Annotated in this window: 22 protein-coding genes and 1 tRNA gene; 10 read left to right on the top strand and 13 right to left on the bottom strand. The window is 75.2% G+C overall.

Annotated elements, in window-relative coordinates; genetic code table 11:
* Positions 1–581: 581 nt before the first annotated feature.
* Positions 582–998, bottom strand: coding sequence for a pilus assembly protein CpaE (locus tag GJV82_RS17325; protein ID WP_155100090.1), 417 nt, complete (start codon positions 996–998; stop codon positions 582–584).
* Between the two features lie 337 nt (positions 999–1,335).
* Here GJV82_RS17325 and GJV82_RS17320 point away from each other — a divergent pair, with 337 nt between their 5' ends.
* Positions 1,336–1,950, top strand: coding sequence for an antibiotic biosynthesis monooxygenase (locus GJV82_RS17320; protein ID WP_318657778.1), 615 nt, complete (start codon positions 1,336–1,338; stop codon positions 1,948–1,950).
* Positions 1,951–1,959: 9 nt separating this feature from the next.
* Complete coding sequence (locus GJV82_RS20830) at positions 1,960–3,570, top strand: mechanosensitive ion channel family protein (RefSeq protein ID WP_155100089.1); 1,611 nt, start codon at positions 1,960–1,962, stop codon at positions 3,568–3,570.
* A 54-nt stretch (positions 3,571–3,624) separates the two neighbouring features.
* Here GJV82_RS20830 and surE read toward each other — a convergent pair whose 3' ends face one another.
* From surE to GJV82_RS17290, 5 genes are all read right to left on the bottom strand, one after another.
* Positions 3,625–4,392, bottom strand: a complete 768-nt coding sequence (surE, locus tag GJV82_RS17310) for a 5'/3'-nucleotidase SurE (RefSeq protein ID WP_115941909.1) — start codon at positions 4,390–4,392, stop codon at positions 3,625–3,627.
* Between the two features lie 31 nt (positions 4,393–4,423).
* Entirely contained in the window at positions 4,424–5,407 is a 984-nt protein-coding gene (locus GJV82_RS17305; RefSeq protein ID WP_115941910.1) for a 1-phosphofructokinase family hexose kinase, read from the bottom strand.
* A gap of 29 nt (positions 5,408–5,436) precedes the next feature.
* Positions 5,437–6,336: a glycerophosphodiester phosphodiesterase gene (locus GJV82_RS17300; RefSeq protein WP_155100088.1), complete on the bottom strand. Its 900-nt coding sequence runs from the start codon at positions 6,334–6,336 to the stop codon at positions 5,437–5,439.
* 71 nt (positions 6,337–6,407) lie between these two features.
* On the bottom strand, positions 6,408–6,968 hold the full coding sequence (locus GJV82_RS17295) for a TIGR03086 family metal-binding protein (RefSeq protein WP_024838992.1): 561 nt from the start codon (positions 6,966–6,968) through the stop codon (positions 6,408–6,410).
* A 129-nt stretch (positions 6,969–7,097) separates the two neighbouring features.
* The gene (locus GJV82_RS17290; RefSeq protein ID WP_155100087.1) at positions 7,098–8,156 is read right to left on the bottom strand and encodes a 2,3-butanediol dehydrogenase; all 1,059 of its coding nucleotides are present in this window, start codon (positions 8,154–8,156) and stop codon (positions 7,098–7,100) included.
* 277 nt (positions 8,157–8,433) lie between these two features.
* Between GJV82_RS17290 and GJV82_RS17285 the strand changes: the two genes are divergently transcribed.
* Positions 8,434–9,576 (top strand): VanZ family protein, encoded by a 1,143-nt coding sequence (locus GJV82_RS17285; RefSeq protein WP_155100086.1) that lies wholly within the window; start codon positions 8,434–8,436, stop codon positions 9,574–9,576.
* On the opposite strand, the gene GJV82_RS17280 is transcribed toward GJV82_RS17285, so the two are convergent.
* The gene (locus tag GJV82_RS17280) at positions 9,563–9,745 is read right to left on the bottom strand and encodes a hypothetical protein (RefSeq protein WP_155100085.1); all 183 of its coding nucleotides are present in this window, start codon (positions 9,743–9,745) and stop codon (positions 9,563–9,565) included. The genes GJV82_RS17285 and GJV82_RS17280 overlap by 14 nt on opposite strands.
* Positions 9,746–9,932: 187 nt before the next feature.
* Here GJV82_RS17280 and GJV82_RS17275 point away from each other — a divergent pair, with 187 nt between their 5' ends.
* Positions 9,933–11,546, top strand: a complete 1,614-nt coding sequence (locus GJV82_RS17275) for a methyltransferase (RefSeq protein ID WP_318657776.1) — start codon at positions 9,933–9,935, stop codon at positions 11,544–11,546.
* A gap of 63 nt (positions 11,547–11,609) precedes the next feature.
* Positions 11,610–12,209, top strand: a complete 600-nt coding sequence (locus GJV82_RS17270) for a hypothetical protein (protein ID WP_115941915.1) — start codon at positions 11,610–11,612, stop codon at positions 12,207–12,209.
* On the opposite strand, the gene GJV82_RS17265 is transcribed toward GJV82_RS17270, so the two are convergent.
* Both GJV82_RS17265 and rlmC read right to left on the bottom strand, forming a co-directional pair.
* Positions 12,206–12,766 carry a pyridoxamine 5'-phosphate oxidase family protein gene (locus tag GJV82_RS17265; RefSeq protein WP_155100083.1) on the bottom strand — a complete coding sequence of 187 codons (561 nt, stop codon included), beginning with the start codon at positions 12,764–12,766 and terminating at the stop codon, positions 12,206–12,208. The two genes, GJV82_RS17270 and GJV82_RS17265, sit on opposite strands and share 4 nt — an antisense overlap.
* A gap of 206 nt (positions 12,767–12,972) precedes the next feature.
* The gene (gene rlmC, locus GJV82_RS17260) at positions 12,973–14,097 is read right to left on the bottom strand and encodes a 23S rRNA (uracil(747)-C(5))-methyltransferase RlmC (RefSeq protein WP_318657775.1); all 1,125 of its coding nucleotides are present in this window, start codon (positions 14,095–14,097) and stop codon (positions 12,973–12,975) included.
* Positions 14,098–14,278: 181 nt separating this feature from the next.
* On the opposite strand from rlmC, the gene GJV82_RS17255 reads away from it, so the two are divergent.
* The gene (locus tag GJV82_RS17255) at positions 14,279–15,931 is read left to right on the top strand and encodes a glycoside hydrolase family 64 protein (protein WP_155100081.1); all 1,653 of its coding nucleotides are present in this window, start codon (positions 14,279–14,281) and stop codon (positions 15,929–15,931) included.
* A 100-nt stretch (positions 15,932–16,031) separates the two neighbouring features.
* Here the strand turns inward: GJV82_RS17255 and GJV82_RS17250 are convergent, their stop codons facing one another.
* Entirely contained in the window at positions 16,032–16,319 is a 288-nt protein-coding gene (locus GJV82_RS17250) for a DUF4287 domain-containing protein (RefSeq protein ID WP_024838983.1), read from the bottom strand.
* A gap of 187 nt (positions 16,320–16,506) precedes the next feature.
* Between GJV82_RS17250 and GJV82_RS17245 the strand changes: the two genes are divergently transcribed.
* Positions 16,507–16,968 carry an ATP-binding protein gene (locus GJV82_RS17245; RefSeq protein WP_024838982.1) on the top strand — a complete coding sequence of 154 codons (462 nt, stop codon included), beginning with the start codon at positions 16,507–16,509 and terminating at the stop codon, positions 16,966–16,968.
* A gap of 50 nt (positions 16,969–17,018) precedes the next feature.
* On the opposite strand, the gene GJV82_RS17240 is transcribed toward GJV82_RS17245, so the two are convergent.
* Positions 17,019–17,091 (bottom strand) — tRNA-Lys (locus GJV82_RS17240).
* Positions 17,092–17,471: 380 nt separating this feature from the next.
* Between GJV82_RS17240 and GJV82_RS17235 the strand changes: the two genes are divergently transcribed.
* Positions 17,472–17,753, top strand: coding sequence for a HesB/IscA family protein (locus tag GJV82_RS17235; protein WP_024838981.1), 282 nt, complete (start codon positions 17,472–17,474; stop codon positions 17,751–17,753).
* Positions 17,754–18,016: 263 nt separating this feature from the next.
* Positions 18,017–18,772, top strand: a complete 756-nt coding sequence (locus tag GJV82_RS17230; RefSeq protein WP_196217295.1) for an MHYT domain-containing protein — start codon at positions 18,017–18,019, stop codon at positions 18,770–18,772.
* Between the two features lie 57 nt (positions 18,773–18,829).
* On the opposite strand, the gene GJV82_RS17225 is transcribed toward GJV82_RS17230, so the two are convergent.
* Positions 18,830–19,417: a GNAT family N-acetyltransferase gene (locus tag GJV82_RS17225; RefSeq protein WP_155100080.1), complete on the bottom strand. Its 588-nt coding sequence runs from the start codon at positions 19,415–19,417 to the stop codon at positions 18,830–18,832.
* Between the two features lie 73 nt (positions 19,418–19,490).
* Entirely contained in the window at positions 19,491–20,264 is a 774-nt protein-coding gene (locus GJV82_RS17220) for a M50 family metallopeptidase (protein WP_318657774.1), read from the bottom strand.
* A gap of 267 nt (positions 20,265–20,531) precedes the next feature.
* Between GJV82_RS17220 and GJV82_RS17215 the strand changes: the two genes are divergently transcribed.
* A partial coding sequence (locus tag GJV82_RS17215) for a DEAD/DEAH box helicase (RefSeq protein WP_318657773.1) occupies positions 20,532–21,884 on the top strand: 1,353 nt, incomplete at its 3' end.

Here is a 21,884-nt window from a genome sequence, read left to right as displayed (position 1 = left end):
GCGGACCCCTCGGCGAACGCGGCGGCGGCGGTCGTCGCGGTGAGCGCGACGGCCGCCACGGCGGCGCCGGTCGCGAGGGTGCGCGGACGACGCACGGCGCGCGCGGCGACGTGCGAGCGGCGCGCGGCGGAGACGACGAGGGCGGGGAGCGAGGCGCGGCTCGCGGTGTGGCGCCCCATCAGCGCACCTCGCCACGGGGGGCGGGGCGCGCGTCGGTCGTGCGGGGGGAACGGTGTGCGGGCGTGCAGAGCTGAGCAGAGGTCAAGCGAACGATCCGATCATCGGGTCGTGGTCGCGGGCGGTCGAAGCGCGGGGCGCTTCCGAGCCTGGTGCACCTGCGCAGAACGGGAAGCGCTGGGTGACCACGACGGCGTGCGGTTCGGGCGGGACGCGAGCGCGCCCTCTCACCACGAGGCCGGCGGTGCGGTCGCAGGGGGGACCACGGAATCCGTCGGCTGTTCCATCTTCAACTAGACGTGTGTCCAGCGGGGGACGGTTCCGCGGGGGAGGGCCGGGAATGAGGTGGGAACCCTGTGGTCAGGACGTGAAGAGGGGACGTGCCTCGCGTCCCGGACCGCGCGTCACGACGGCGCGCCGGCGCTCGCGGCGACGAGCGCGAGCAGCGCGAGGGCGTAGGCGTCCTCCGGGTCGGGCGCGTCGAACGCGGCCGCGTCCCCCAGCACCTCGGTGCGCACGACGTAGCCGTCGTCGGTGCGCTCGAGCGCGCGGAACGTCCCGCCGAGGAGCTCGCGGAGCTGGCTCTCGAGCGGGTGCCACAGCGCGTCCTCGAGCGCGACGGAGTCGAGCGCCCACTCGGTCGTCCCGTTGAAGCCCAGCACGACGCCCGTGTCGAACTCGTGCGGCTCGATCGTCATGTCGCTCACGGTGTAGACGTCGCCGTCGCCGCCCGTCGCGAGCAGGCGGAAGCGGTCGCCGGGACCGGGCGACCACCGCACGCCCGCGTCCCGCAGCGCGAGCGCGAGCTCCCAGGAGATCATGCGTGCCACGCTAGGCCCGGCCGCTCGCGCCCGCGCGCGGGCGGACCCGGCAGGCGGCGTCCGACCCGCGGGACGATCCGTCCCGCGGGCGACGCCGTTCACGACCCCGAAACACCGAGCACGTTCACTCGTCCCCATGACCCACGACGTCCCCCGGGGCGCGGACCGGAGCGGCGCCCACCCCGCGCGTCTCCGGCCCGCCCGACCGTCCCGCCGCCGCGCCGGGCCCGACCACGACCCGACGGCTCCCCGCACGCGCGAAGGCGCAGCCGCGGAGACCGGACCCCGCGCGCCGGGCCCGGGGGAGCCCGGGACCCGCGCTCCCGGCTCCGGGCCCGTGACCGTCGCGATCGAGCGGCGCGTCGCGCCCGAGAACGTCCCCGCCGTCACGCGGTGGGTCCAGGCCGGCGTCAACCTCGCCAACCGCTACCCAGGGTTCCTCGGGTCGGGCTGGGTCCGCGCGTCCGCGGGGTCGCACGACTGGCACATGCTCTACCGGTTCGCGGACGCGGCGACGCTCGACGCGTGGCAGACGTCGGCCGAGCGCCGCGAGTGGCTCGCGCAGGGTCGCGGGCTCGTCGAGGAGACGCGCGTCGAGCACCGCACGGGTATCGAGGGGTGGTTCGACGCCCCGGCCGCGAGCCCGGCGGCCGCGCCCGGCGCGGACCCGGCGCCGGCGCCGCCCGCGCCGCCGCGCTGGAAGCAGTCCGTGAGCATCTGGCTCGGGTTCTTCCCCGTGAACCTCGCGTTCACGCTCCTCGTCGGCGCGCTCGTCCCGGCGTGGGACGACGTCCCGGTCGTGCCGCGCGTGCTCGCCACGACCCTCGTCCTCACCCCCGTCATGACGTACCTCGTGCTGCCGCGCGTGACGCGCCTCCTCGCGCCGTGGCTCGCGCGGCCGGCGCGCGGCGGGTCCGACGGCCCGGAGGTGGCCGCCGCGCGCGCTGCCTAGCCTGGGGGGATGGACACCGAGCTCGAGAGCACGACCGACGTCCTCGTCACGCTCGGCGCGGTCGTGGCGGGCGCCCTGCTCGCGTTCGTCCTCGGCACCGTGATCTCGGCCGTCGTGCGCCGCGCGGGACGGCGCAGCGAGCTCGCCCGGGACCTGTCGCGACGGCTGCGACGCCCCGACCGTGCGGTCCTGACCGTCGTCGCCGTGTGGGTCGCGGTGCGCCTCACCACGGACGCCGCGACCCCGTGGCGACCCGGCGTGGAGCACCTGCTGCTCATCGCGTTCATCGTGGTGGGCGCGTGGTGGGTCGGCGCGATCGCGTTCGTGCTGGAGGACTCGGCGCTGCAGCGCTACCGCACGGACACGGCGGACAACCGGCACGCGCGCCGCGTCCGGACCCAGATCACGGTGCTGCGCCGCCTCACCGTCGCCGTGATCGTCGTGTGCGCGGTCGCGGGCATCCTCCTGACGTTCCCCGCCGCGCGCGCCGCGGGGGCGAGCCTGCTCGCCTCGGCGGGGCTCATCTCGATCGTCGCGGGCCTCGCCGCGCAGACGTCCCTCGCGAACGTGTTCGCGGGCATGCAGATCGCGTTCACGGACGCGATCCGCGTGGACGACGTCGTGGTGCTCGAGGGCGAGTGGGGCCGCATCGAGGAGATCACCATGACGTACGTCGTGGTGCACCTGTGGGACGACCGCCGCCTCATCATGCCGTCGACGTACTTCACGACGACCCCGTTCCAGAACTGGACCCGGCGCGCCGCCGACCTGCTCGGCACGGTCGAGCTCGACCTCGACTTCGAGGTGCCCGTCGGCGAGATGCGCGGCGAGCTCCGGCGGCTGCTCGCGCTCACGGAGCTCTGGGACGAGCGGGTCGGCATCCTCCAGGTCACCGACGCCGTCGGGGGACTGGTCCGCGTGCGCGCGCTCGTCAGCGCGCGCGACGCCCCGACGCTGTTCGACCTGCGGTGCTTCGTGCGCGAGGGCCTCGTCGACTGGCTCCAGCGCGCGGCCCCGCAGGGGCTCCCGCGCACACGGCTCGAGCGCGCGGCCGACGCCCCGGCGCTCGCGGACGACGCCGCCTCGCCCGGCCGCGAGGAGGACTCGGGGGACGGCACGTCGGCGCCCGTCGCCCCCGCGCGCCCGCCCCGGCTGCCGGTGGACCGCGGGTCGCGTCGCGCGGACGCGCCCGTCGTCCTCGGCACGATCCGGCGCGCGGGCCGGGGCGCGGGCGCTGCGCCGAGCGAGGACCCGACCCGGGTCGTCGGGGTCGTCCCCGGGCCGGACGGTGCGCCCGGTCCGCACGACGGCGACCCCGCACGGGGACCGGGCGTCGACCACGACGCGGAGGCGCCGGGACGCACCCGGCCGCTGCCCGCCGTCGGGCAGGACGACGACCCCGGCGACGCCCCGGACGAGGCCACGCCCGAGGCCGCGGAGTCGGCGTTCTTCAGCGGGACCCCGGAGGGCGAGGAGCGCTCGCGCGCGTTCGCGGGCCCGGGCCAGGACGTCATCGACGAGCGCGAGCGCACGGCGGAGCACGGCGCCGTGCGCGACGACGAGACCGGCGCGCCCGACGGCGACGCCCCCGCGGACGACGACGCCCGGGCCCGAGGCTGAGGACCGGAGCCTCGCTGCGTCGGCGGCGCCGGGCCCCGACCCGGCGTGGACGGGTCAGCCGAGCCCGGGGACCTCGACCGTCGCGTCGGCGTAGGGGGCGACGAGGAGCGTCGCGGTGGCCCAGCCGCGTGTGAGGAGGCCCGTGTCCGAGTCGGGCTCGGAGTGCCGCTCGGTGCCGGAGTACTGGAGCACGAGGTGGCGGTCGCCGTCCTCGTGGATGTTGGCCTGGACGAGGCCGAAGCTCGCGAGCGGCGCCTGGCGCAGCCCGCGCAGCCGGTCCGGCGGGACGTCGGGGACGTTGACGTTGAGCGTGCGCCGGTCGAGCGGCACGTCGCCCGCCGCGTCGCCCGCCATCCACGCGAGCACGTGGTCGGTGACGAGCCGCGCCGTGTCCCAGTGCTGCGGCTCCGCCGCGTCGACGGAGACCGCGAGCGAGCGGATGCCGTGCGTCATCGCGGACAGCGCGGCGCCGACCGTCCCCGAGTGGAGGATCGCGTTGCCCGTGTTGGCGCCCTTGTTGGCGCCCGACAGCAGGAGGTCCGGCCGCGGGCCGAACCCGCCGTACGCGGCGACGAACGCGATGAGCGCGGGCGCGGCCCGCACCGCCCAGGACGTGACCTCGTCGGGCAGGCCGGGCGCCCGCCGCGGCTCGACGGCGAGCCGGCCGTCGCGCTCCGCGCCGAGCAGCGACGCGCTCGCGCCCGACGACTCGCGCGCGGGCGCGGCGACGACGACCTCGTACCCCGCGTCGAGCGCCGCGCCGGCGAGCACCGCCAGCCCGGGCGAGTCGATCCCGTCGTCGTTCGTCACGAGCGCGCGCACGATGCCTCCTGGGTCGGTCCTGGTCGTCGGTCTACGGCCGCGCCTCGCGCACCGTGATGCGGGACGCGAGGCGCTCGATCTGGTCGCGGCGGCCCGTGCCGAGCCCGCGACGGGTCACGTTGAGCGCGCCGGCCGCCGCGCCGAGACGCACCGCGGCGGGCAGGTCGAGCCCGCGCCCGAGCCCCACGGCGATCCCGGCAGTCATCGAGTCCCCGGCGCCGCGGTGGTCGACGGTCGTGATGCGCGGCGTGCGCACCGTGTAGGTGTGGTCGCGCGTCACGAGCAGGGACGGGTCGTGGGCGCGCGAGACGACGAGGGCGCGCGGCCCGGCGTCGACCATGGCGCGTGCGGCGGCGAGGAGCGCCGCCTCCGTGTCGTCGTCGGCGAACCCGCCCTCGACCATCTCCTCGTGGCTGATCTTGAGGACCGCCCCGGGGGCGGACGCGACGGCGCGCGCCTGCTCCCCGGAGAGGTCCGCGACCACCTGGCGCTCCGACGCGTGCAGGTCGCGCGCGAGGCGCGCGAAGAACGACGCCGGGACCCCGACGGCGGTCTCCGACCCGGTGAGGATGGTCACCGCGGCGTCGAGCCCGGAGACGAGGACCGTGCCGTACAGGTCGTCGACCTCGTGGCGGTTGAGGGGGAACGGGTCCATGCTCACGACCTCCTCGCGCGAGCCGCCGCGCCGGTCGTGCACGTACGCGCCGTTCGCGCCGGTCGTCGTCGCCCGCAGGTCGAGGTGCTCCGCGCGCGCGAGGTGCGCCGCGACGCTGCCGGTCTCCCCGCCGAACGGCCCGCACACGACGACGTGCGCGCCGAGCGAGTACGCCATGCGCGCGAGCCACAGGCCCTGGCCGCCCGGGTGGACGTGGACCTCGGGCGACGTCTCGTACGGGCCCGCCGGCTCGATCTCGACCGTGAGGAGCGGCGTGAGGGCGAGCACGCACACCGCCGGCGTGCGTGCGGGCTCGTCGGACGGGCCGGGGAGCGGCCCGGGCGGCGGGGTGGCGCTCATCCGTCGAGGCTAGGGCGGCGGCGTGCGCCTCACCCGTCGAACGACGGCACGGCGTGCACGGCAGCCCCGGGCGCGAGCGGGTCGGCCGCGCGCTCGGGCGACCGCCCGAGCCGCGCGTCGAGCCACCCGGCCAGGCGGTCCGGGCGGTCGGTCATGATCGCGTCGACGCCCCGGCCGAGCAGGTCCTCCCACTCGTCCGTCGTGTTCGCCGTCCAGCAGTGCACGCGCAGTCCCGCCCCTCGCACCGCCTCGACGAGGCCCGGCTCGTGCGCGAGGAGCGCGACGTCCGGGTTGCACGCGACGACGCCGAGGTCCGCGCACACCGCGACGAGCTCGTCGAGGCTGTCGGGGCGCAGCACCAGGAGCAGGGCGCGCGCGAGGTGCCCGGCCGCGTCGCGCAGCGCGGCGACCGTGGGCGGCCAGAACGACTGGACGACGGTGCGGTCCGCGAGCCCGGCGGCGTCGACGTGCCGGGTGACGAGCGGGACGTCATCGACCGACCACACGCCCTTGAGCTCCACGAGGAGCTCCAGCCCCGGTCGCTGCGCGGCGAACCGCGCGACCTCCTCGAACGTCGGCACGCGCTGGCCCGCGAACGCGCGCGAGAACGACGACCCGGCGTCGAGCGCGCGCACCTCGGCGAGCGTGAGGGCGTCCACACGGCCCGTCCCGTCGGTCGTGACGTCCACGACGTCGTCGTGCAGCACGACCGTGCGGCGGTCGGCCGTGAGGCGCACGTCGAGCTCGATCGCGTCCGCCCCGGCGCGACACGCCGCCTCGAACGCCGCGAGCGTGTTCTGCGGCGCGACGGACGAGTTGCCGCGGTGACCGACGACGAGCGGCCGGCCCGCGCGCTCGGCGGCCGGCCGGAGCAGCCGTGGGCCGGGGGAGGCGTGCGACACGTCGGTCGCGGTGCGGTCGGGCGACATGGGGTCAGTCTCGCGCGCGACCCCGCCGCCGTCCTTCCCGGGCGCGCGTGCCGCAGACTTTCACCCGGGTGTCAGCGGCGCCGGCCGGTGAGCGCGAGGAGTCGCGCGAGGTCGTCGGCGTCGTCGGCGACGTCGAGCGGTCGGAGCAGCCGGCCGGGCTCGTCGAGCGTCGAGCGGGACTGCGCGTAGTGCAGCGACCACGCGACGAGCGCCGGGTCCACGTCCTCGGGCGCACCGGTCGCGCGCGCGAGGTCCCACGCGTGCACCACGAGGTCGAACGTCAGCTGCGCGCAGTACTCCGCGCCCGACTCGTCGCCGTAGGACAGGTGCACGCGACGCTCCAGCGCGCCGGGCGCGAGGAACGCCTCGCGCGCCTGGACGGACGCGTCGACCCACCGGTCGACGGGGTCGTCGCCGAGGACGTCGCCGTCGAGCACGGTCCCCACGTCCTCGATCCAGCGCCCCGCGAGGAGCTCGGGCGCCCAGAGCTGCTCGACGGTGAGGTGGTTGACGAGGTCGCGCACCGTCCAGTCCGAGTCGGGCGTGGGCAGGGCCCAGGCGTCGTCGTCGAGCGGTCGCACGAGCGCGTCGACCGCACCGATCGCGTCGCCGTGGGCGGCGAGGACGTCCATGCGAACCTCCCGTGGCGGGTGCTGCCGTGGCTCCTCCACGGTGGCACGCCGGGTCGCGCGGCGCAGGTCGAGACCGGCCGGGTGGCGCGGCCCGCGGCCCCGGGGACGGGGGACCGCGGGCCGCACGTCTCAGACCGACACGACGATCTTCACGTGGTCGTCCTTGTGGTCGATCAGCTCGCGGTAGCCCTTCTCCACGACGTCCTCCACCGCGATGCGGCCCGTGACGAACGGCGCGAGGTCCACCTTGCCGTCCTGCACGAGGCGGATCGCGGCCGGGTGGTCGTCCGCGTACCCGATCGCGCCCTTGATCGTCAGCTCGCGCAGCAGCACGGTCATGACGTCGAGCGTCGGCGGCTCGGAGAACAGCGCGACGATCTGGAGCGTGCCGCCCGCCTTGAGCGCGCGGGTCAGCGTGTCGAGCACGGGCTGCGCGCCCGAGCACTCGATCGCGACGTCGGCGCCGCGGCCGTCGGTGAGCTCGAGGACGCGCGCGGCGACGTCGACCTCGCGCGGGTCGAGCACGACGTCGGCGACGCCCGTCTCGAGCGCCTTGGCCTTGCGCGCCCCGCTCACCTCGGTGACGACCGCGCGCGCCCCGATCGCGTGCAGCACGGCGCACGTGAGCAGGCCGATCGGCCCCGCGCCGCCGACGAGGACCGTGTCGCCCGCCTTCGCCCCCGAGAGCCGGACGCCGTGGTACGCGACGGCCAGCGGCTCGACGAGCGCCGCCTGGTCCAGCGGAACGTCGCCCACCGGGTGCACCCACCGCCGCTCGACCACGATGTGCTCCGCCAGCCCGCCGCCGCGGCCGGAGATGCCGATGAAGCCCATCTTCACGCAGGCGTTGTAGAGGCCGTCGCGGCACGGCGGGCACTCGCCGCACACCATGAACGGCTCGACGACGACGGCGTCCCCGACCGCGAGGCCCTCGACCCCCTCGCCGAGCTCCTCGACCACGCCGGAGAACTCGTGCCCGAACACGACGGGCAACGTCTCGCCCGACAGCGGGTGCGGCTGCGTCTGCGACGGCGCCGGCGGGAACGGGCCCTCGAGGAACAGGTGCAGGTCCGAGCCGCAGATGCCCGTCCAGGCGGGCCGGATCTTCACGGTGCCCGGCTGCGTCACGGGCTCCGGCACCTCCTCGACGCGGAGGTCTTCCTTGCCGTGGTACCGGGCCGCCTTCATGCTTCTCACCTCGATCGTCGTGCCGCGCGCACCGGTCGGTGCGCGGCGGCCGGCACGGGACCGACCCCGGCAGGACTTCGGCGGGGCCGTGCGACCGACCGCACCTCCACGGTAGGCACGACCCGCCCGCGGACCCGCCGCCGAAGGTCCCGCGCGACGGGGACGGTCGTCGTCGTTCGCGCCGACGCCGACGCGCCAGGCCCGCGATACTGGGGCGCGTGACTCCGAGCCCCACCCCCGCGCACCGCCCCGCCGACCGACCCGGTGAGGTGCGCGCGTGACCGACCGCTGGACGTGGCCGGCGTACGTGGGCGTGGTCGGGGGAGCGCTGCTCTTTGCGGCGTTCCTCCTCCCCGCGCTCGCGTGGCAGTACCGCCGCTACGGGCGGCTGAGCGGGCGCCGGCTCCTCGGTGCCGCCGCGGTCGCCGTGTACGGCGTCGCGCTCGTCGCGTACACGCTCCTGCCGCTGCCCGGAGGCGACCTCGCCGCCTGGTGCGCGCAGCACGGGGTGCCCCGGCCCGAGCTCGTGCCGGGCCACTCGCTCGACGACGTGCGGCGCGAGACCGCGGGGCTCGGCGTCGGCGCGACCCTGCGCAGCGTCGTCGTGCTCCAGGTCGTCTTCAACGTCGTGCTGTTCGTCCCGTGGGGCATGCTCGTGCGGCGCTACCTCGGCCGTGGGCTCGCCGTCGCGACGCTGTCCGGCCTGCTCGCCTCGCTGCTCGTCGAGACGACGCAGTACACCGGGATCTTCGGGCTCGTCCCGTGCTCGTACCGGGTCGCGGACGTCGACGACGTGCTCGCGAACACGCTCGGCGCCCTCCTCGGCGCGCTCCTGGCGCCGCTCCTGCTGCGGTGGATGCCGCGCGCGGGCGAGCTCGCGGCCGGGCGCGGCCAGGCCCGGCCCGTGACCGTGTGGCGACGCTGGCTCGGGATGGTGCTCGACGCGCTGCTCCTGACGGCCCTGGGCGTGGTGCTCCAGGTGGGCTACCGCACCCTCCTCTCCGCGCTCGGCCGCCCGCTCCCCGACGGCACCGACACGACGCAGTGGCTCGTGGGGACCGTCGTCCCGTTCGTCGCGGTGTTCGTCGTGCCGACGCTCCTCGGCGACGGCGCGTCGTGGGGCCAGCGGACTGTGTGGCTCGCCCCGCGGTGGTCGGACCGGCGCGGCACCGTGGGTCGCCGCGTCGCGCGCGCGGCGAGCGGCGGCGCGCTGTGGGGCGCGCTCGGCGTCCTCGCGGGCGTGCCCGTGGCGGGTGGGGCGCTCGCGGTCGCGAGCGACGTCGCGGCGCCTCTCGCGGTGCTCGTCGCCGTGGTGTCCGTGGTCGCGGTGCCGTGCACACGCGGGCGCCGGGGGCTGTCGGGCGTCGTCAGCGGGGCCGAGGTGCGCGACGTCCGCGAGGGTGCGCTCAGCCGCGGGTGAGCAGACCGATCACCAGGGCGATCGTGCCCCAGATCGCGAGCCCGCCCCCGACGGCGATCCCCATCCCGTGGGCACCCGTCGAGGCGGATCGGCGCGCGCCTCGGGCGGCCGTCGCGGCGATCGCGAGGCCGGACACGACGAGCACAGCCCCTGCCACGATCCAGAACATCGCGAGTACCGTCCCATACGTCCCCCCTGCGGCGCATCGTGAACGAGCGTCCAGGAGCGGCGGCCCGGCTGCGGCCCCGCGCCGCGCGGCCCCGACCTGCGGGTTCTGGCCGCCGGTCTTCTCGGAGAGCGAACACGGCCCGTGAGACGGGTTGCGCGCGGGCCGTGCGGCAACGCACCGTGTGCGCGTGCCCACCACGCCCGAGCGCCCCGTCCGCCGCATCCTGTTCCCCGGCCGCCACCACGTCGTCACGCGCTACCAGGTGGACTACCTGCGCGCCCTGCGCGCCGGGCTGGTGCGCGACCTGGACGGCCGCCGCGTCCGCTGCGACCCCGGGGTCGAGGTCGTGTGGGTCGTCACGTCCGCGAACCACGCGGGCACGCGCCGCAACCCGCTGCCGGGCCACCGGCGCGAGGCGCTCGTCGAGAACGTGACGACGCGCGAGGGGCTCGCGTCCGTCGTCGTGCCCGTGCCCGACGTCGCGCCCGACGACCGGTTCGCCCAGCTCGTCCTCACGAGCGTCGCGACGGCGACCGGCGTCGCGCCCGACCCGGCCGACACCGTCGTCGCGTGCTCCACGCCGCCGCTCGTCGACGCCTACCACGCGCTCGGCTACCGCGTCGCGGGCGTCGAGCTCGACGCCGCCGAGCCCGACGGCGAGGCGCCCGCCCGGCCGTGGGACGTCGTCGAGCAGATCGCCGCGGGCGACGAGCGCTGGCGCGACGTCGCGCACCCGGCGGTGGCGGAGTTCTTCGCGCGGTACCGGTTCGTCGAGGACGTGCGGCGCATCTTCGCCGACCCGGTCGTGTCCGGCGACGGCGACCTCACGTCGACGCGCGACTACCGCACGTACGCGGCGGCGTTCGAGGACGCGTCCGCGCGCAAGTGGGCCCAGGTGGCCCCGTACGTGCGGCCCGGCCGGATCGTCGACATCGGCTGCGCGACGGGCGGCCTGCTCGAGCACGTCGCGCGCGAGCCGCGCCTGCACGAGTCCGACCTGTTCGGGGTCGACGTCGCACGCCACCTCGTCGCGGAGGCGGAGCACAAGAAGGCGCAGGGCATGTTCGCGAACTCGCACGTGTGGTTCGTGCAGGCCAACATCCTCGACCGGTCGGTGATGCCCGACGCGTCGGTCGACACGACCCTGACGATCGCGCTCACGCACGAGGTGTCGTCCTACGGCGACGGCGTGCGCGACGTCGAGACCTTCGCGCGCCGCGTCCACGACCACACGCGGCCCGGCGGGGTGTGGATCAACTCCGACGTGTGCGGACCCGCCGAGCCCGACCGGGACGTCGTGCTCACGCTGCGCACCGACGACGGCGCCCGCGCGGACGGCGACGGCCCGCACGGCGCGCGCACGGACCTCGACGCGCTCGCGCGCGAGGACGTCGCGGCCTGGGTCGGGACGCTCTCCACGGACGCGCGCCTGGCCCAGTTCGCGCACGACTTCCCGCGCCTGTCCGGAGCGGCGTTCGCGCCCGAGCGACTCGCGGCCGGGTCGTGGCGTCTCACGCTGCGCGAGGCGATGGAGTTCCTCACGCGCAAGGACTACGTGGACAACTGGCTGTCCGAGAACCACGAGCGGTTCTGCGACCTCACCGGCCCGCGCTGGGCCGACCTGCTCACCGCGGCCGGGTTCGCGCTCGAGCCGGGCAGCGGCGCGTGGCGCAACGAGTGGCTCGTCGAGCACTCCTTCGCGCCCGTCGCCGCGCTGCACGACGCCGCGACGGGCGAGCCCGTGGACTGGCCGGACACGCACGTGCTCACCGTCGCGCGCCGCCCCGAGCTCGGCGGCTGACCGACCCCGGGGACCCGGCGCGACCGGGTGAGCGCGCGGGGTCGCCGTCGTACGCTCGGAGGCGTGCTCCTCGACGCCCGCACGCTGCGCGGCCTGCAGGACGGGACGGTGACGGTCGCGTTCCGCCGCTGGACGACGCCCCGCGTGCGGGTCGGCACGCGGCAGCGCACCCGGGTCGGCGTGGTCGAGGTGACGTCGGTCGAGCGGGTCGCGACGGGCCCGGACGGCGCGCCCCTGCTGTCCGACGACGACGCGCGGCGCGCGGGCGCGACCTCGCCCACCGCGGTGCTCGCCCGGGGCGCGGCCCGCGAGGGCGACCTCTACCGCGTGGGCATCCGGCTCGCGGGCCCGGACCCGCGCGTCGCGCTGCGCGAGGACGCGGACCTGGACGCGACCGCCGTCGAGCAGATCCGCGCGGCGCTCGCGCGCAAGGACCGCGCGGCCACCGAGCCGTGGACCCGCCAGTACCTGGAGCTGATCGCGGCGCACGAGGGCGTCGTCGCGCGCGAGCTCGCGGCCGGGCTCGGCATGGCGCGCGACGACTTCAAGGTGCGGGTGCGCCGGCTCAAGGAGCTGGGCCTCACCGAGAGCCTCGACGTCGGCTACCGCCTGTCGCCGCGCGGGCGCGCCTACCTCGACGCGACGGCCGACCCGGCGGGCTAGACGTCCGCGCCGATCGCGGGCAGGCCGTCGATGCTCGCGGCGTTGCGCTCGTGCCAGTACGTGTCGAAGTACGCGGGGTCGCGGCGCTCGTGCGCGCGGTCGAGCACGTCGCGGTCCTCGACGAACGCGAGCCGCGGCACCGAGAAGCCGCACGAGTCGGAGACGCGCTCCACGTCCACCAGGACGATCCCGCGCTGCCCGATCTCGCGCTCCTTGGCGAACGCCGGGCGCAGCGCGTCGAACTCGGGCGTGCCGACCTCGACGTACCGGCCGCGCCCGTGCAGCCGCACGATGTTCGGCGGCCCGTCGAACGCGCAGAACATGAGGACGACGCGCCCGTTCTCGCGCAGGTGCGCGGCGGTCTCCGCGCCGGACCCCGTGTAGTCGAGGTAGGCGACCGTGCGCGGGTCGAGCACCGCGAACGTCCCCGCCATCCCCTTGGGGGACACGTTGACGTGACCGTCCGCCGCGAGCGGCGCCGTGCCGACGAAGAACACGGGTTGCGCGAGCACGAACCGCGCGAGCCGCTCGGTGATCTCGGGGTGGACCGTCGCCATGGCGCCAGTCTGGCACCCGCGTCGGCGGGCGGGAGGAGCGTCCGGAGGATGAGCCCGACACCGGCCGACCACGACCTGCGGCGGGCGACGACCGCGGCAACCTGCCCGACCTCGACGACGTCGAGTGGGCCGCGTACCGCGCGCAGGTCGAGGGTGCCGCGGTCGAGGCGGCGCGGCGCGCGGGGGAGCGGTCTTGAGCCCGGTCCTCAGACGCGCTCGAGGAGGACCGCGACCTCGTAGTGCGACGTCTGCGGGAACATGTCGAGCACGCGCGCGGCGCGCGGACGCAGCGACGGCATGAGAGCCAGGTCGCGCGCGAGCGACGACGCGTTGCAGCTCGAGTAGACGACGTGCCGGACGCCCGAGTCCTCGAGCCACGTGCTGAGGGTCTCGCCGATGCCGCGGCGCGGCGGGTTCACGACGACGAGGCCGGGCGCCGTCCGCTGCGCGAGCGCGAACGCCGTCGCGTCCTGCGCGAGGAACGTCGTGCGGTCCAGCCCGGCGTCGCGCGCGGTGAGCCGCGCGCTCGCGACGGCCTCCGCGCTCGTCTCGACGCCCACGACGTCCCGGTCCGGTCCCGCGACGTGCAGCGCGAACCCGCCCACGCCGCAGTAGAGGTCCCAGACCGTGGCGGGCGCGGCGTCGTCCACCCACTCCCGGCCCTGGCGGTACAGGGCGGCGGCGACGTCGGTGTTCGTCTGGAAGAAGCTCTGCGGGCGCAGGTGCAGGTCGATCCCGTTGACGCGCATGCGCAGCGTCTCGGCCTCGGTGAGCAGGACCTCCGTGTCGCCCTCGACCACGGCCTTGTGCTCGGGGTGGAGGTTGACGGAGACGACGCGCAGCGACGGCAGGGCGTCGAGCAGCGTCGGGAGGTGCTTGCGGATCCGCGGCAGGCTCTCCGTCGAACGGAGCACGAACCGGGCCATGAGGTCGCCGTCGGGGGAGAGCGTCACGAGGACGTACTTGAGCTCGCCGCGGCGGGCGCGCACGTCGTAGGGGACGAGGCGGGCCCGCGTGACGAAGTCCGCGAACGCGCCGAACGACGCCTGGAGCGCGGGCGGGTAGAGCGGGCAGTCCGTGAGGTCGACGCCGCCGCCCTCGGCCAGGATGCCGAGCACCGGGGCGTCGGTCGTGCCCGTGACGACCATCTTCGCCTTGTTGCGGAAGCCGGACTCGGCGGACTCGACCGTGGGCAGCCAGGTCAGGTCCGGGGCGAGCGGGCCGAGGAGCGCGGCGCAGTGCTCCTGCTTGCCCGCGACCTGCGCGGGGTACGCCAGATCGAGGAGGGTGCACGACCGGCACCGCCCGGCGTCGTAGTGGTGGCACTGCACTCGTTCGAGTCTACGGGCGCCCCGGAACCGCGCGATCACGTCGTGGGAGCGCTCCCTGGCGTCGCGCGGCAACCTCCGCTACGGTCGTGGCAGCGCTCCCACACCTCCTGTGGCAGCGGTGTCGCCGGCCGAGCCGGCGACTGCGGTTCCGACGAAGCAACCGAACAGGAGCAGATCCGGCATGACTCACGACAGGCGGAGAAGAAGCAGGCGAGCGTGGGCCGCGGTGGTCGCCGCGGTCCTCGCGGTGACCGGGGCGGCCGTCGGCGCGGCCCCCGCGAGCGCGGTCCCGGCGACGATCCCGCTCACGATCACCAACGACTCGGGCAGGGGGCCGATCTACCTGTACGTGCTCGGCGAGCGGGACGGCGTCGCGGGCTGGGCCGACGCGGGCGGCACGTTCCACTCCTGGCCCGGCGGGGTCGGTCCCGTGCCCGTCCCCGCGCCGGACGCGTCGATCGCAGGCCCCGGGCCGGGCCAGTCGGTGACGATCCGGCTCCCGAAGCTCTCGGGTCGCGTCTACTACTCGTACGGCCAGAAGATGTCGTTCCAGATCGTGCTCGACGGGAAGCTCGTCCAGCCCGCGGTGCAGAACGACTCCGACCCGAACCGCGACATCCTCTTCAACTGGACCGAGTACACGCTCAACGACGACGGGCTGTGGATCAACAGCACGCAGGTCGACCACTGGTCGGCGCCGTACCAGGTGGGCGTCCAGCGCGCGGACGGGCACGTCCTGTCCACGGGCATGCTCAAGCCGGACGGGTACCAGGCGTTCTACACCGCCCTGGAGTCCGCAGGGTGGGGCGGGCTGATCCAGCGCGCACCCGACGGCAGCGTGCTGCGCGCGCTCAACCCGTCCCACGGCATCGACGTCGGCCGGATATCCTCGGCCGCGATCGACTCGTACGTCACCGACGTGTGGAACTCCTACCGCACGCGCGACATGGTGATCACGCCGTTCTCCCACGAGCCCGGCACGCAGTTCCGCGGGCGGGTCGACGGCGACTGGTTCCGTTTCAGGAACGGGTCCGGGCAGGAGGTCGCGGCCTTCACGAAGCCCGACGCGTCGAGCGTGTACGGGTGCCACCAGGACCTCCAGGCGCCGAACGACCACGTCGTCGGACCCATCGCGCGCACGCTGTGCGCGGCGCTCATCCGCACCACCGCGCTGACCAACCCGAACCAGCCCGACGCGAGCAGCGCCGGCTTCTACCAGGACCCGCGCACCGACGTGTACGCGAAGCTCGCGCACCAGCAGATGGCGAACGGGCGGGCGTACGCGTTCGCGTTCGACGACGTCGGCGCGCACGAGTCGCTCGTGCACGACGGCGACCCGCAGGCGGCGTTCATCCGGCTCGACCCGTTCACGGGGACCGCCACGCCCATCGGCGACGGCGGGACCACCCAGGAGCCGAACGAGCCCGACCCCGGCACCGGCCTGCCCACCGGCACCGGAACGATCCGCGTCGACGGCACGCTGTGCCTCGACGTGCCGTGGGCGGATCCTCGCGACGGGAACCAGGTGCAGCTCGCCACGTGCAGCGGCAACGCCGCGCAGCAGTGGACCCGCGGCTCCGACGGGACGGTGCGCGCCCTCGGCAAGTGCCTCGACGTCGCGGGCAGCGGCACGGCCGACGGCACCGTCGTGTGGATCTACACGTGCAACGGGACGGGCGCCCAGCAGTGGGTCTACGACGACGGGACGAAGGCGCTGCGCAACCCGCAGTCCGGCAAGTGCCTCGACGCCCAGGGCGGCGCGCCGCTGCACGACGGCCAGAAGGTGCAGCTGTGGACGTGCAACCAGACCGCCGCCCAGCGCTGGACGCTCTGACGTCGCGCTGAGCCCGGTGCCCGACGACGTCCCGTGAGCGGGCGTCGTCGGGCACCGGCGTGCGGGGGAGGCGAGGGGCCCGCCGCGTGGTGCTGCGCGGTCAGGCCGGCTTCGTCGCCTTGCCGTCGAGCCACAACGTGTCCGACTCGTCGCGGTGCGTGCCCGACGAGCCCACGTGCTTCGACGGGATCTGCGGGCCCTTGGTGATGACGTGCACCATCGCCATGCCGTGACCGCGGCCCAGGCCGTACTCGTCCTTGAGCCACTCGAGGATGGGCCCCGCCTTCGTCGTCTCGTCGAACCCGCGCTCGTGCGCGAGGTCGACGATCTGGCGCGGGGTCAGTCCGGTCTTGTCCTCGACCGCGTCGAGATAGGCCTGGAAGGACATGCGAGCTCCTCGTCGTCGGGGGCGGTCGGTCGACCTGCCGTCGAACCTATCGACGGCCGCCCACTCCCGGACTCATCGCTCGCCCGCGCCCCGCACCGGGGGTCGTCGCTCCCCCCTGCGACCGGGTGCGGGGTGCTGGCCGTCGTGGCACTGTGGCGGCTCGCCCCGAGTCGCAGGAGGTCCGTGCGTGGACGAACACCCGTCGATCGACGTCCCCGGTGACGACGCCGACCTCGTCACGTCGATGCCGCCGTCGGAGTACGAGCCCGTGGAGGAGTGGGTCCTGTCCTCCACCGAGGACCTGTCCGCGCTGCGCGCGGGTCTCGTCGCCGCGCTCGAGCGCTGTGGTGCCGAGTCGACCGGTCGGCTGTCGTCCACCCCGGACAAGCTCGTGCTCATCGCGTCCGAGCTCGCGACCAACGCCCTGCGCCACGGCCTGCCCCCGACGATCGTGCGCCTCGCGCGCCACCACGAGCGCTTCCTCCTCGAGGTCGCCGACCACGACACCTCGACCGAGCCCGTCTACGCCGGTCGCCGCATCCCCGGCGCCGGCGGCGTGGGCCTGCACATGGCGCGTCAGCTCTCGCTCGACGTCGGTTGGTACCGCACCGACGACGTCAAGACCGTCTGGGCGACGTTCACCGCCTGAGGCCGGGCGGACCCCGGTTCCGGATCGCCTGCACGGCCTCGGCGCGACGGTGGGCCCCGTGGGGTTCGAACCCACAACCTACGGATTAAAAGTCCGCAGCTCTGCCAGTTGAGCTAGAGGCCCAGGACGCCGGTCGGCGTCCCCGCACAGGCTACCCGCGTACCGAGTTCGGCAGCTCGCGCCGAGGTCGGCAGTTCCGGCTGGGATCGGCAGTCCGGACTGCCGATCTGGGCAGCGGATGCCGATCTCGACGACGGCTGCCGAACTGGGAGTCGCGCGGGCGCGGACCCTACGCGGGTCGGGGAACGGTGTCACGCCGGGTCTTGCTCCGTGAGAAATTCGGTGAGAAACGGGCGATTCGCTTGCGAGCGGGACGCGTTCTTGTTTCGGTGGAGAAGACCGAGGAGCCCGCGGGAGGGTGCACCGACGGCAGGTCACGCTCTCCAGGCGTGAGCCGCACGGACGTGTCCCGCAGGCTCCGCCCGGCGACGAGAGGAGCTCTCGTGCTCACCCTGACCGACAACGCACGTACCGCTGTCCACGACCTGCAGACCCAGGCCGGTGTCCCCGAGGGAGGCGGTCTGCGGATCGCCGAGTCCGCGGACCAGGCGGGCAGCTTCGAGCTCGCGCTCGTGCCCGCCCCGCAGCCTGACGACACGGTCGTCGAGGACGGTGAGGCGAAGGTGTTCGTGGAGTCCTCCACGGCGCCGACCCTCGCGAACCTCACGCTCGACACGGACCCGAACGCGCAGGGACCGGCGTTCGTCCTGACGCCTCAGGGCTGATTCGTTCTTCCGGCGCCCGCGCCGGCTGATCTCGGCGACGCGTCCACCTACTCCGGACGTCGTCCTCGATCGCACGACGGGCCGTCCGCCTCGGCGGGCGGCCCGTCGTCGTGCGGGGGCACGGCCGCGCCCCCGCACCGTGGGTGCTGCGCCGTGAGCGCGTTCGACGCGCCGCGCGGCCGTGTGCTTATGATGCGTATCCCTTTCTCCCCTTTTAGGTGGTATGCGTCATGCACGAGGTACATCACTTCTCGTACGGGGCAGTGACGCCCCTCATCGCCTACCTGGCCGCCGTCGTCGGGTCGGCGTGCGGCCTCTCGGCGGTCTCCCGTTCCCGCGTGGACGCGTCGTGGAAGGTGCGCTCCGCGTGGCTGTGGCTCGGCGCGACGGCGATCGGCGGCACCGGCATCTGGGTCATGCACTTCGTCGCGATGCTCGGGTTCACGGTCGACGGCATGCCGATCTACTACGACGTGCCGCTCACCGTCGCGTCCGCGGCGGTCGCCGTCGTGGTCGTCTCGATCGGCCTGCACCTGGTGATGATGGCCAGGTACCAGCTCGGCCGGCTCGTCGCAGGCGGCGTCATCGCGGGCCTGGGCGTCGCGGGGATGCACTACATGGGCATGGCCGCGATGCGCATGAACGGCGAGATGCACTACAGCCCCGTGTCGGTCGTGCTCGCGGTGACCATCGCGGTCGTCGCGGCGACGGTGGCGCTGTGGCTGTGCGTCCACGCGCGCGGCGGGACGATGCTCACCGTGTCGGCCCTCGTCATGGGCGTCGCGGTCGCGGGCATGCACTACACGGGCATGTGGGGCATCTCGGTGACGGGCCAGACGGGGGCGCCGGACGCGGGCGTCCCGATGATCGACCTGCTCGGCGCGCTCCTCCTGGGCGCGGGCGGCACGGTCCTGCTGCTCGTCTTCATCGTGGTCGGCTCGCGCACCGAGAGCGAGCGACGCCGGTACGAGTCGTTCCGGGAGCGGGTCGCCGACGAGCGCGTCGCCGACGCCTCGTAGCCCGGGCCCTGCGCGCGAGCGGCGCGCCCGGGCGGCGACGAGGCCGGCCCGGGCGCGTCAGGGCCGCAGGCCCACGCAGTCGAGCGCCCAGAACGCGTCCGCGTACACGAGCCGGCCGCGCATCCAGGGCGCGTGGCCCGAGAGGGGCACGACCTGGAAGGCGTGCGCCGGGATCCGGTCCGACGGCGCGACGAACCCGAGCCCGCCCCCGGCCACGAAGCCGTGCCGGGGGTAGTAGCCGGGGTCGCCCTCGAGGAAGACGAGCGGCCACCCCGCGGCGTCCGCCGCGTCCAGCGCGTGCCGCACGAGCGCGCCGCCGACGCCCGTGCGCTGCCGCTCGGGGACGACGCCGAGCGGCGAGAGCACGAGCACCTCGACGAGGCGATCGGGTGCGTCGAGCCACGAGTGCGTGAGCATGACGTGCCCGACGACCTCCTCGGTGCCGTCCGGCCGCCGGGCGGTCGCGACGAACGACAGACCGGGGACGTGCGCGCTCGAGGCGCGCAGCGTGTCCACGAGGTCGGCGACGACCTCCTCGCCGGGCCCGAACGCCCGCAGCACGACGTCGCGGACGGTCGCGGCGTCGTCGGGCACCTCGGGGCGGACGACGACGGACGGCGACGGCGGCGGCGTGACGGACCCCATGCCGCGAGGCTAGGGCGCCGCGGTACCCGAGGGCCCCTGAATTTCCTGCGACACCCCTGGGCGGGCCGGCCCGTCAGGCCGCGGGGCCGACGATCCAGGAGCCGCCCACCACGGCGGCGCCGAGCGTCACGACGAGGAACACGCCCACCCAGACCAGGCCGGGCACGTGGGTGAGGCGGGCGAGGATGTCCGCGTCCGACGTCGCCGCCCGCCCGCGCGAGCGCTCGCCCTGCAGCTCGAGCACGGGACGGACCGCGCCGAGCAGGAGGAACCACGTGACGGCGTAGGCGACAGCGCTCTGCACGTCCGGCGTCGCCCACCACGACACCCCGACGAGCGCGGCGCCCGTGACGAGGACCGACCACAGCCCGAACCAGTTGCGGATCTGCAGGAGCATGAGGGCGAGCAGCGCCACGAGGAGCCACAGGAGCCCCACGGCGTAGCCCTGGCGCAGCAGCGCCGCCGCACCGAGCCCGATGAGCCCCGGGCCCACGTAGCCCATGAACGCCGTGAGGATCATGCCGAACCCGCGCGGCCTCCCGGACGACACGGTGAGCCCCGAGGTGTCGGAGTGGAGCCGGATGCCGGACAGGCGCCGGCCCGTGAGCAGGGCGGCGAGCGCGTGCGACGCCTCGTGCGCGATCGTCACCACGTGGCGCGCGACGCGCCACACGGGCGTCACGAGCACGACGGCGAGCGCGAGGACGCCCATGACGAGGACCACGGCCGGGTCCGGAGGAGCGACGGGTGTCGTCGCGGCCTGCCAGACCTGCCCGACGACGTCACCGACCGAGGACGCCGTGTCGCCCGCGGTCGCGGCGAGGGTGGGCGAGAGGAGCGCGTGCACGCGCGCCATTCCACCACAGCGGTGGGTTCGCGGGGCGTGCCGACCGCCGCGGGTGACGACCCCGGACGACGGCCCCGCGGGCCGCCGGTCCGCCTGTGGCACCGGGCGCGGGAGGGTGCGAGACGCACCTCACCCGGCCCCTCGCCGTCGGGCATGAGACACTGGAGGCTCGAGGGCAGCGCGATCCCGCGCGCCCCGCGTCGTGGAGATCCCCCCGGATTGCGTGCGGCGGACCCCGATCCTTGAGCCCCGAGAGGCCCATCACCTGTGACTTCCTTTGCCGATTTCGGCCTGCCCACCCCCGTCGTGCGCGAGCTCTCGCGCCAGGGGATCGACTCCCCCTTCCCCATCCAGACCGCCACGCTGCCCGACTCGCTCAAGGGCCGCGACGTCCTGGGCCGCGGCCGCACCGGCTCCGGCAAGACCCTCGCGTTCTCGCTGCCGACCGTCTCGCGCCTGTCGTGGGCCAAGACGTCGCGCCACCCGCGCCGGCCGCGCGCCCTCGTGCTGTGCCCGACGCGCGAGCTCGCCAACCAGATCAACGCCACCATGGAGCCGGTCGCGAAGGCCCTCGGCCTCGTGACGACGACGATCTTCGGCGGCGTCGCGCAGTCGCGCCAGGTCGCCGCGCTCGACAAGGGCGTGGACATCGTCATCGCGTGCCCCGGCCGCCTCGAGGACCTCCTCAACCAGCGCCTGCTCACGCTCGACGGCATCGAGATCACCGTGCTCGACGAGGCCGACCACATGGCCGACCTCGGGTTCCTGCCCGGCGTGAAGCGCATCATGGACAAGACCCCGAAGCACGGGCAGCGCATGCTGTTCTCCGCGACGCTCGACAACGGCGTGGACCAGCTCGTCAAGCGCTACCTCAGCAACCCGGTGCGCCACTCGGTGGACGACGCCGCGGCCGCGCCCCCGCAGATGACGCACCACATCCTCGCGGTGCGCGACGCGGACGCGAAGAAGCAGATCGTGCACGAGCTCGCCTCGGGCACCGGTCGCCGCGTGCTGTTCATGCGCACCAAGCACCAGGCGAAGAAGCTCGCCAAGCAGCTCACGGCCGCGGGCGTGCCCGCCGTCGACCTGCACGGCAACCTCGGCCAGGGCGCGCGCGAGCGCAACCTCGAGGCGTTCTCCTCGGGCGCGGTCAAGGTGCTCGTCGCGACGGACATCGCCGCACGCGGCATCCACGTCGACGACGTCGAGCTGGTCGTGCACGTGGACCCGCCGGCCGAGCACAAGGCGTACCTGCACCGCTCGGGCCGCACGGCGCGCGCGGGCTCGGAGGGCGTCGTCGTCACCGTCATGCTCCCGGAGCAGCGCGGCGACGTGCGCGACCTCACGCGCAAGGCGAAGATCACGGCCCAGCCGAAGCCCGTGGCGCCCGGCGACGCGACGATCAAGGGCCTCGTCGGCGAGGTCGCGCAGTACGTGCGCCCGGCGGACATCACGCCGCCGCAGACGCAGGCGAAGCGCGGCACCGCCTCGTCCAACGGCGGGTCGCGCGCGTCGCGCCGCGGCCGCGGCCAGGGCGGCGGTCGTCCGGCGGCGCAGGGCGGTCGTCCGGCCGCGCAGGGCACGGGCACGACGGCGCAGCGCGGCCAGGGCGGTCAGCGT

It is taken from the genome of Cellulosimicrobium composti (assembly GCF_009711085.1).
In the GTDB taxonomy this organism is placed as follows: Bacteria; Actinomycetota; Actinomycetes; order Actinomycetales; family Cellulomonadaceae; genus Cellulosimicrobium; species Cellulosimicrobium composti.
This window is presented reverse-complemented; position numbering and strand designations above follow the sequence as displayed.

What these genes read in the sequence shown, in the direction of transcription:
- GJV82_RS17325 (WP_155100090.1), bottom strand. Translation starts at nt 998, where the DNA reads ATGATCTCCTGGGAGCTCGCGCTCGCGCTGCGGGACGCGGGCGTGCGG.
- GJV82_RS20830 (WP_155100089.1), top strand. Translation starts at nt 1,960, where the DNA reads ATGGACACCGAGCTCGAGAGCACGACCGACGTCCTCGTCACGCTCGGC.
- GJV82_RS17305 (WP_115941910.1), bottom strand. Translation starts at nt 5,407, where the DNA reads ATGAGCGCCACCCCGCCGCCCGGGCCGCTCCCCGGCCCGTCCGACGAG.
- GJV82_RS17300 (WP_155100088.1), bottom strand. Translation starts at nt 6,336, where the DNA reads ATGTCGCCCGACCGCACCGCGACCGACGTGTCGCACGCCTCCCCCGGC.
- GJV82_RS17295 (WP_024838992.1), bottom strand. Translation starts at nt 6,968, where the DNA reads ATGGACGTCCTCGCCGCCCACGGCGACGCGATCGGTGCGGTCGACGCG.
- GJV82_RS17290 (WP_155100087.1), bottom strand. Translation starts at nt 8,156, where the DNA reads ATGAAGGCGGCCCGGTACCACGGCAAGGAAGACCTCCGCGTCGAGGAG.
- GJV82_RS17280 (WP_155100085.1), bottom strand. Translation starts at nt 9,745, where the DNA reads ATGTTCTGGATCGTGGCAGGGGCTGTGCTCGTCGTGTCCGGCCTCGCG.
- GJV82_RS17265 (WP_155100083.1), bottom strand. Translation starts at nt 12,766, where the DNA reads ATGGCGACGGTCCACCCCGAGATCACCGAGCGGCTCGCGCGGTTCGTG.
- GJV82_RS17255 (WP_155100081.1), top strand. Translation starts at nt 14,279, where the DNA reads ATGACTCACGACAGGCGGAGAAGAAGCAGGCGAGCGTGGGCCGCGGTG.
- GJV82_RS17250 (WP_024838983.1), bottom strand. Translation starts at nt 16,319, where the DNA reads ATGTCCTTCCAGGCCTATCTCGACGCGGTCGAGGACAAGACCGGACTG.
- GJV82_RS17225 (WP_155100080.1), bottom strand. Translation starts at nt 19,417, where the DNA reads ATGGGGTCCGTCACGCCGCCGCCGTCGCCGTCCGTCGTCGTCCGCCCC.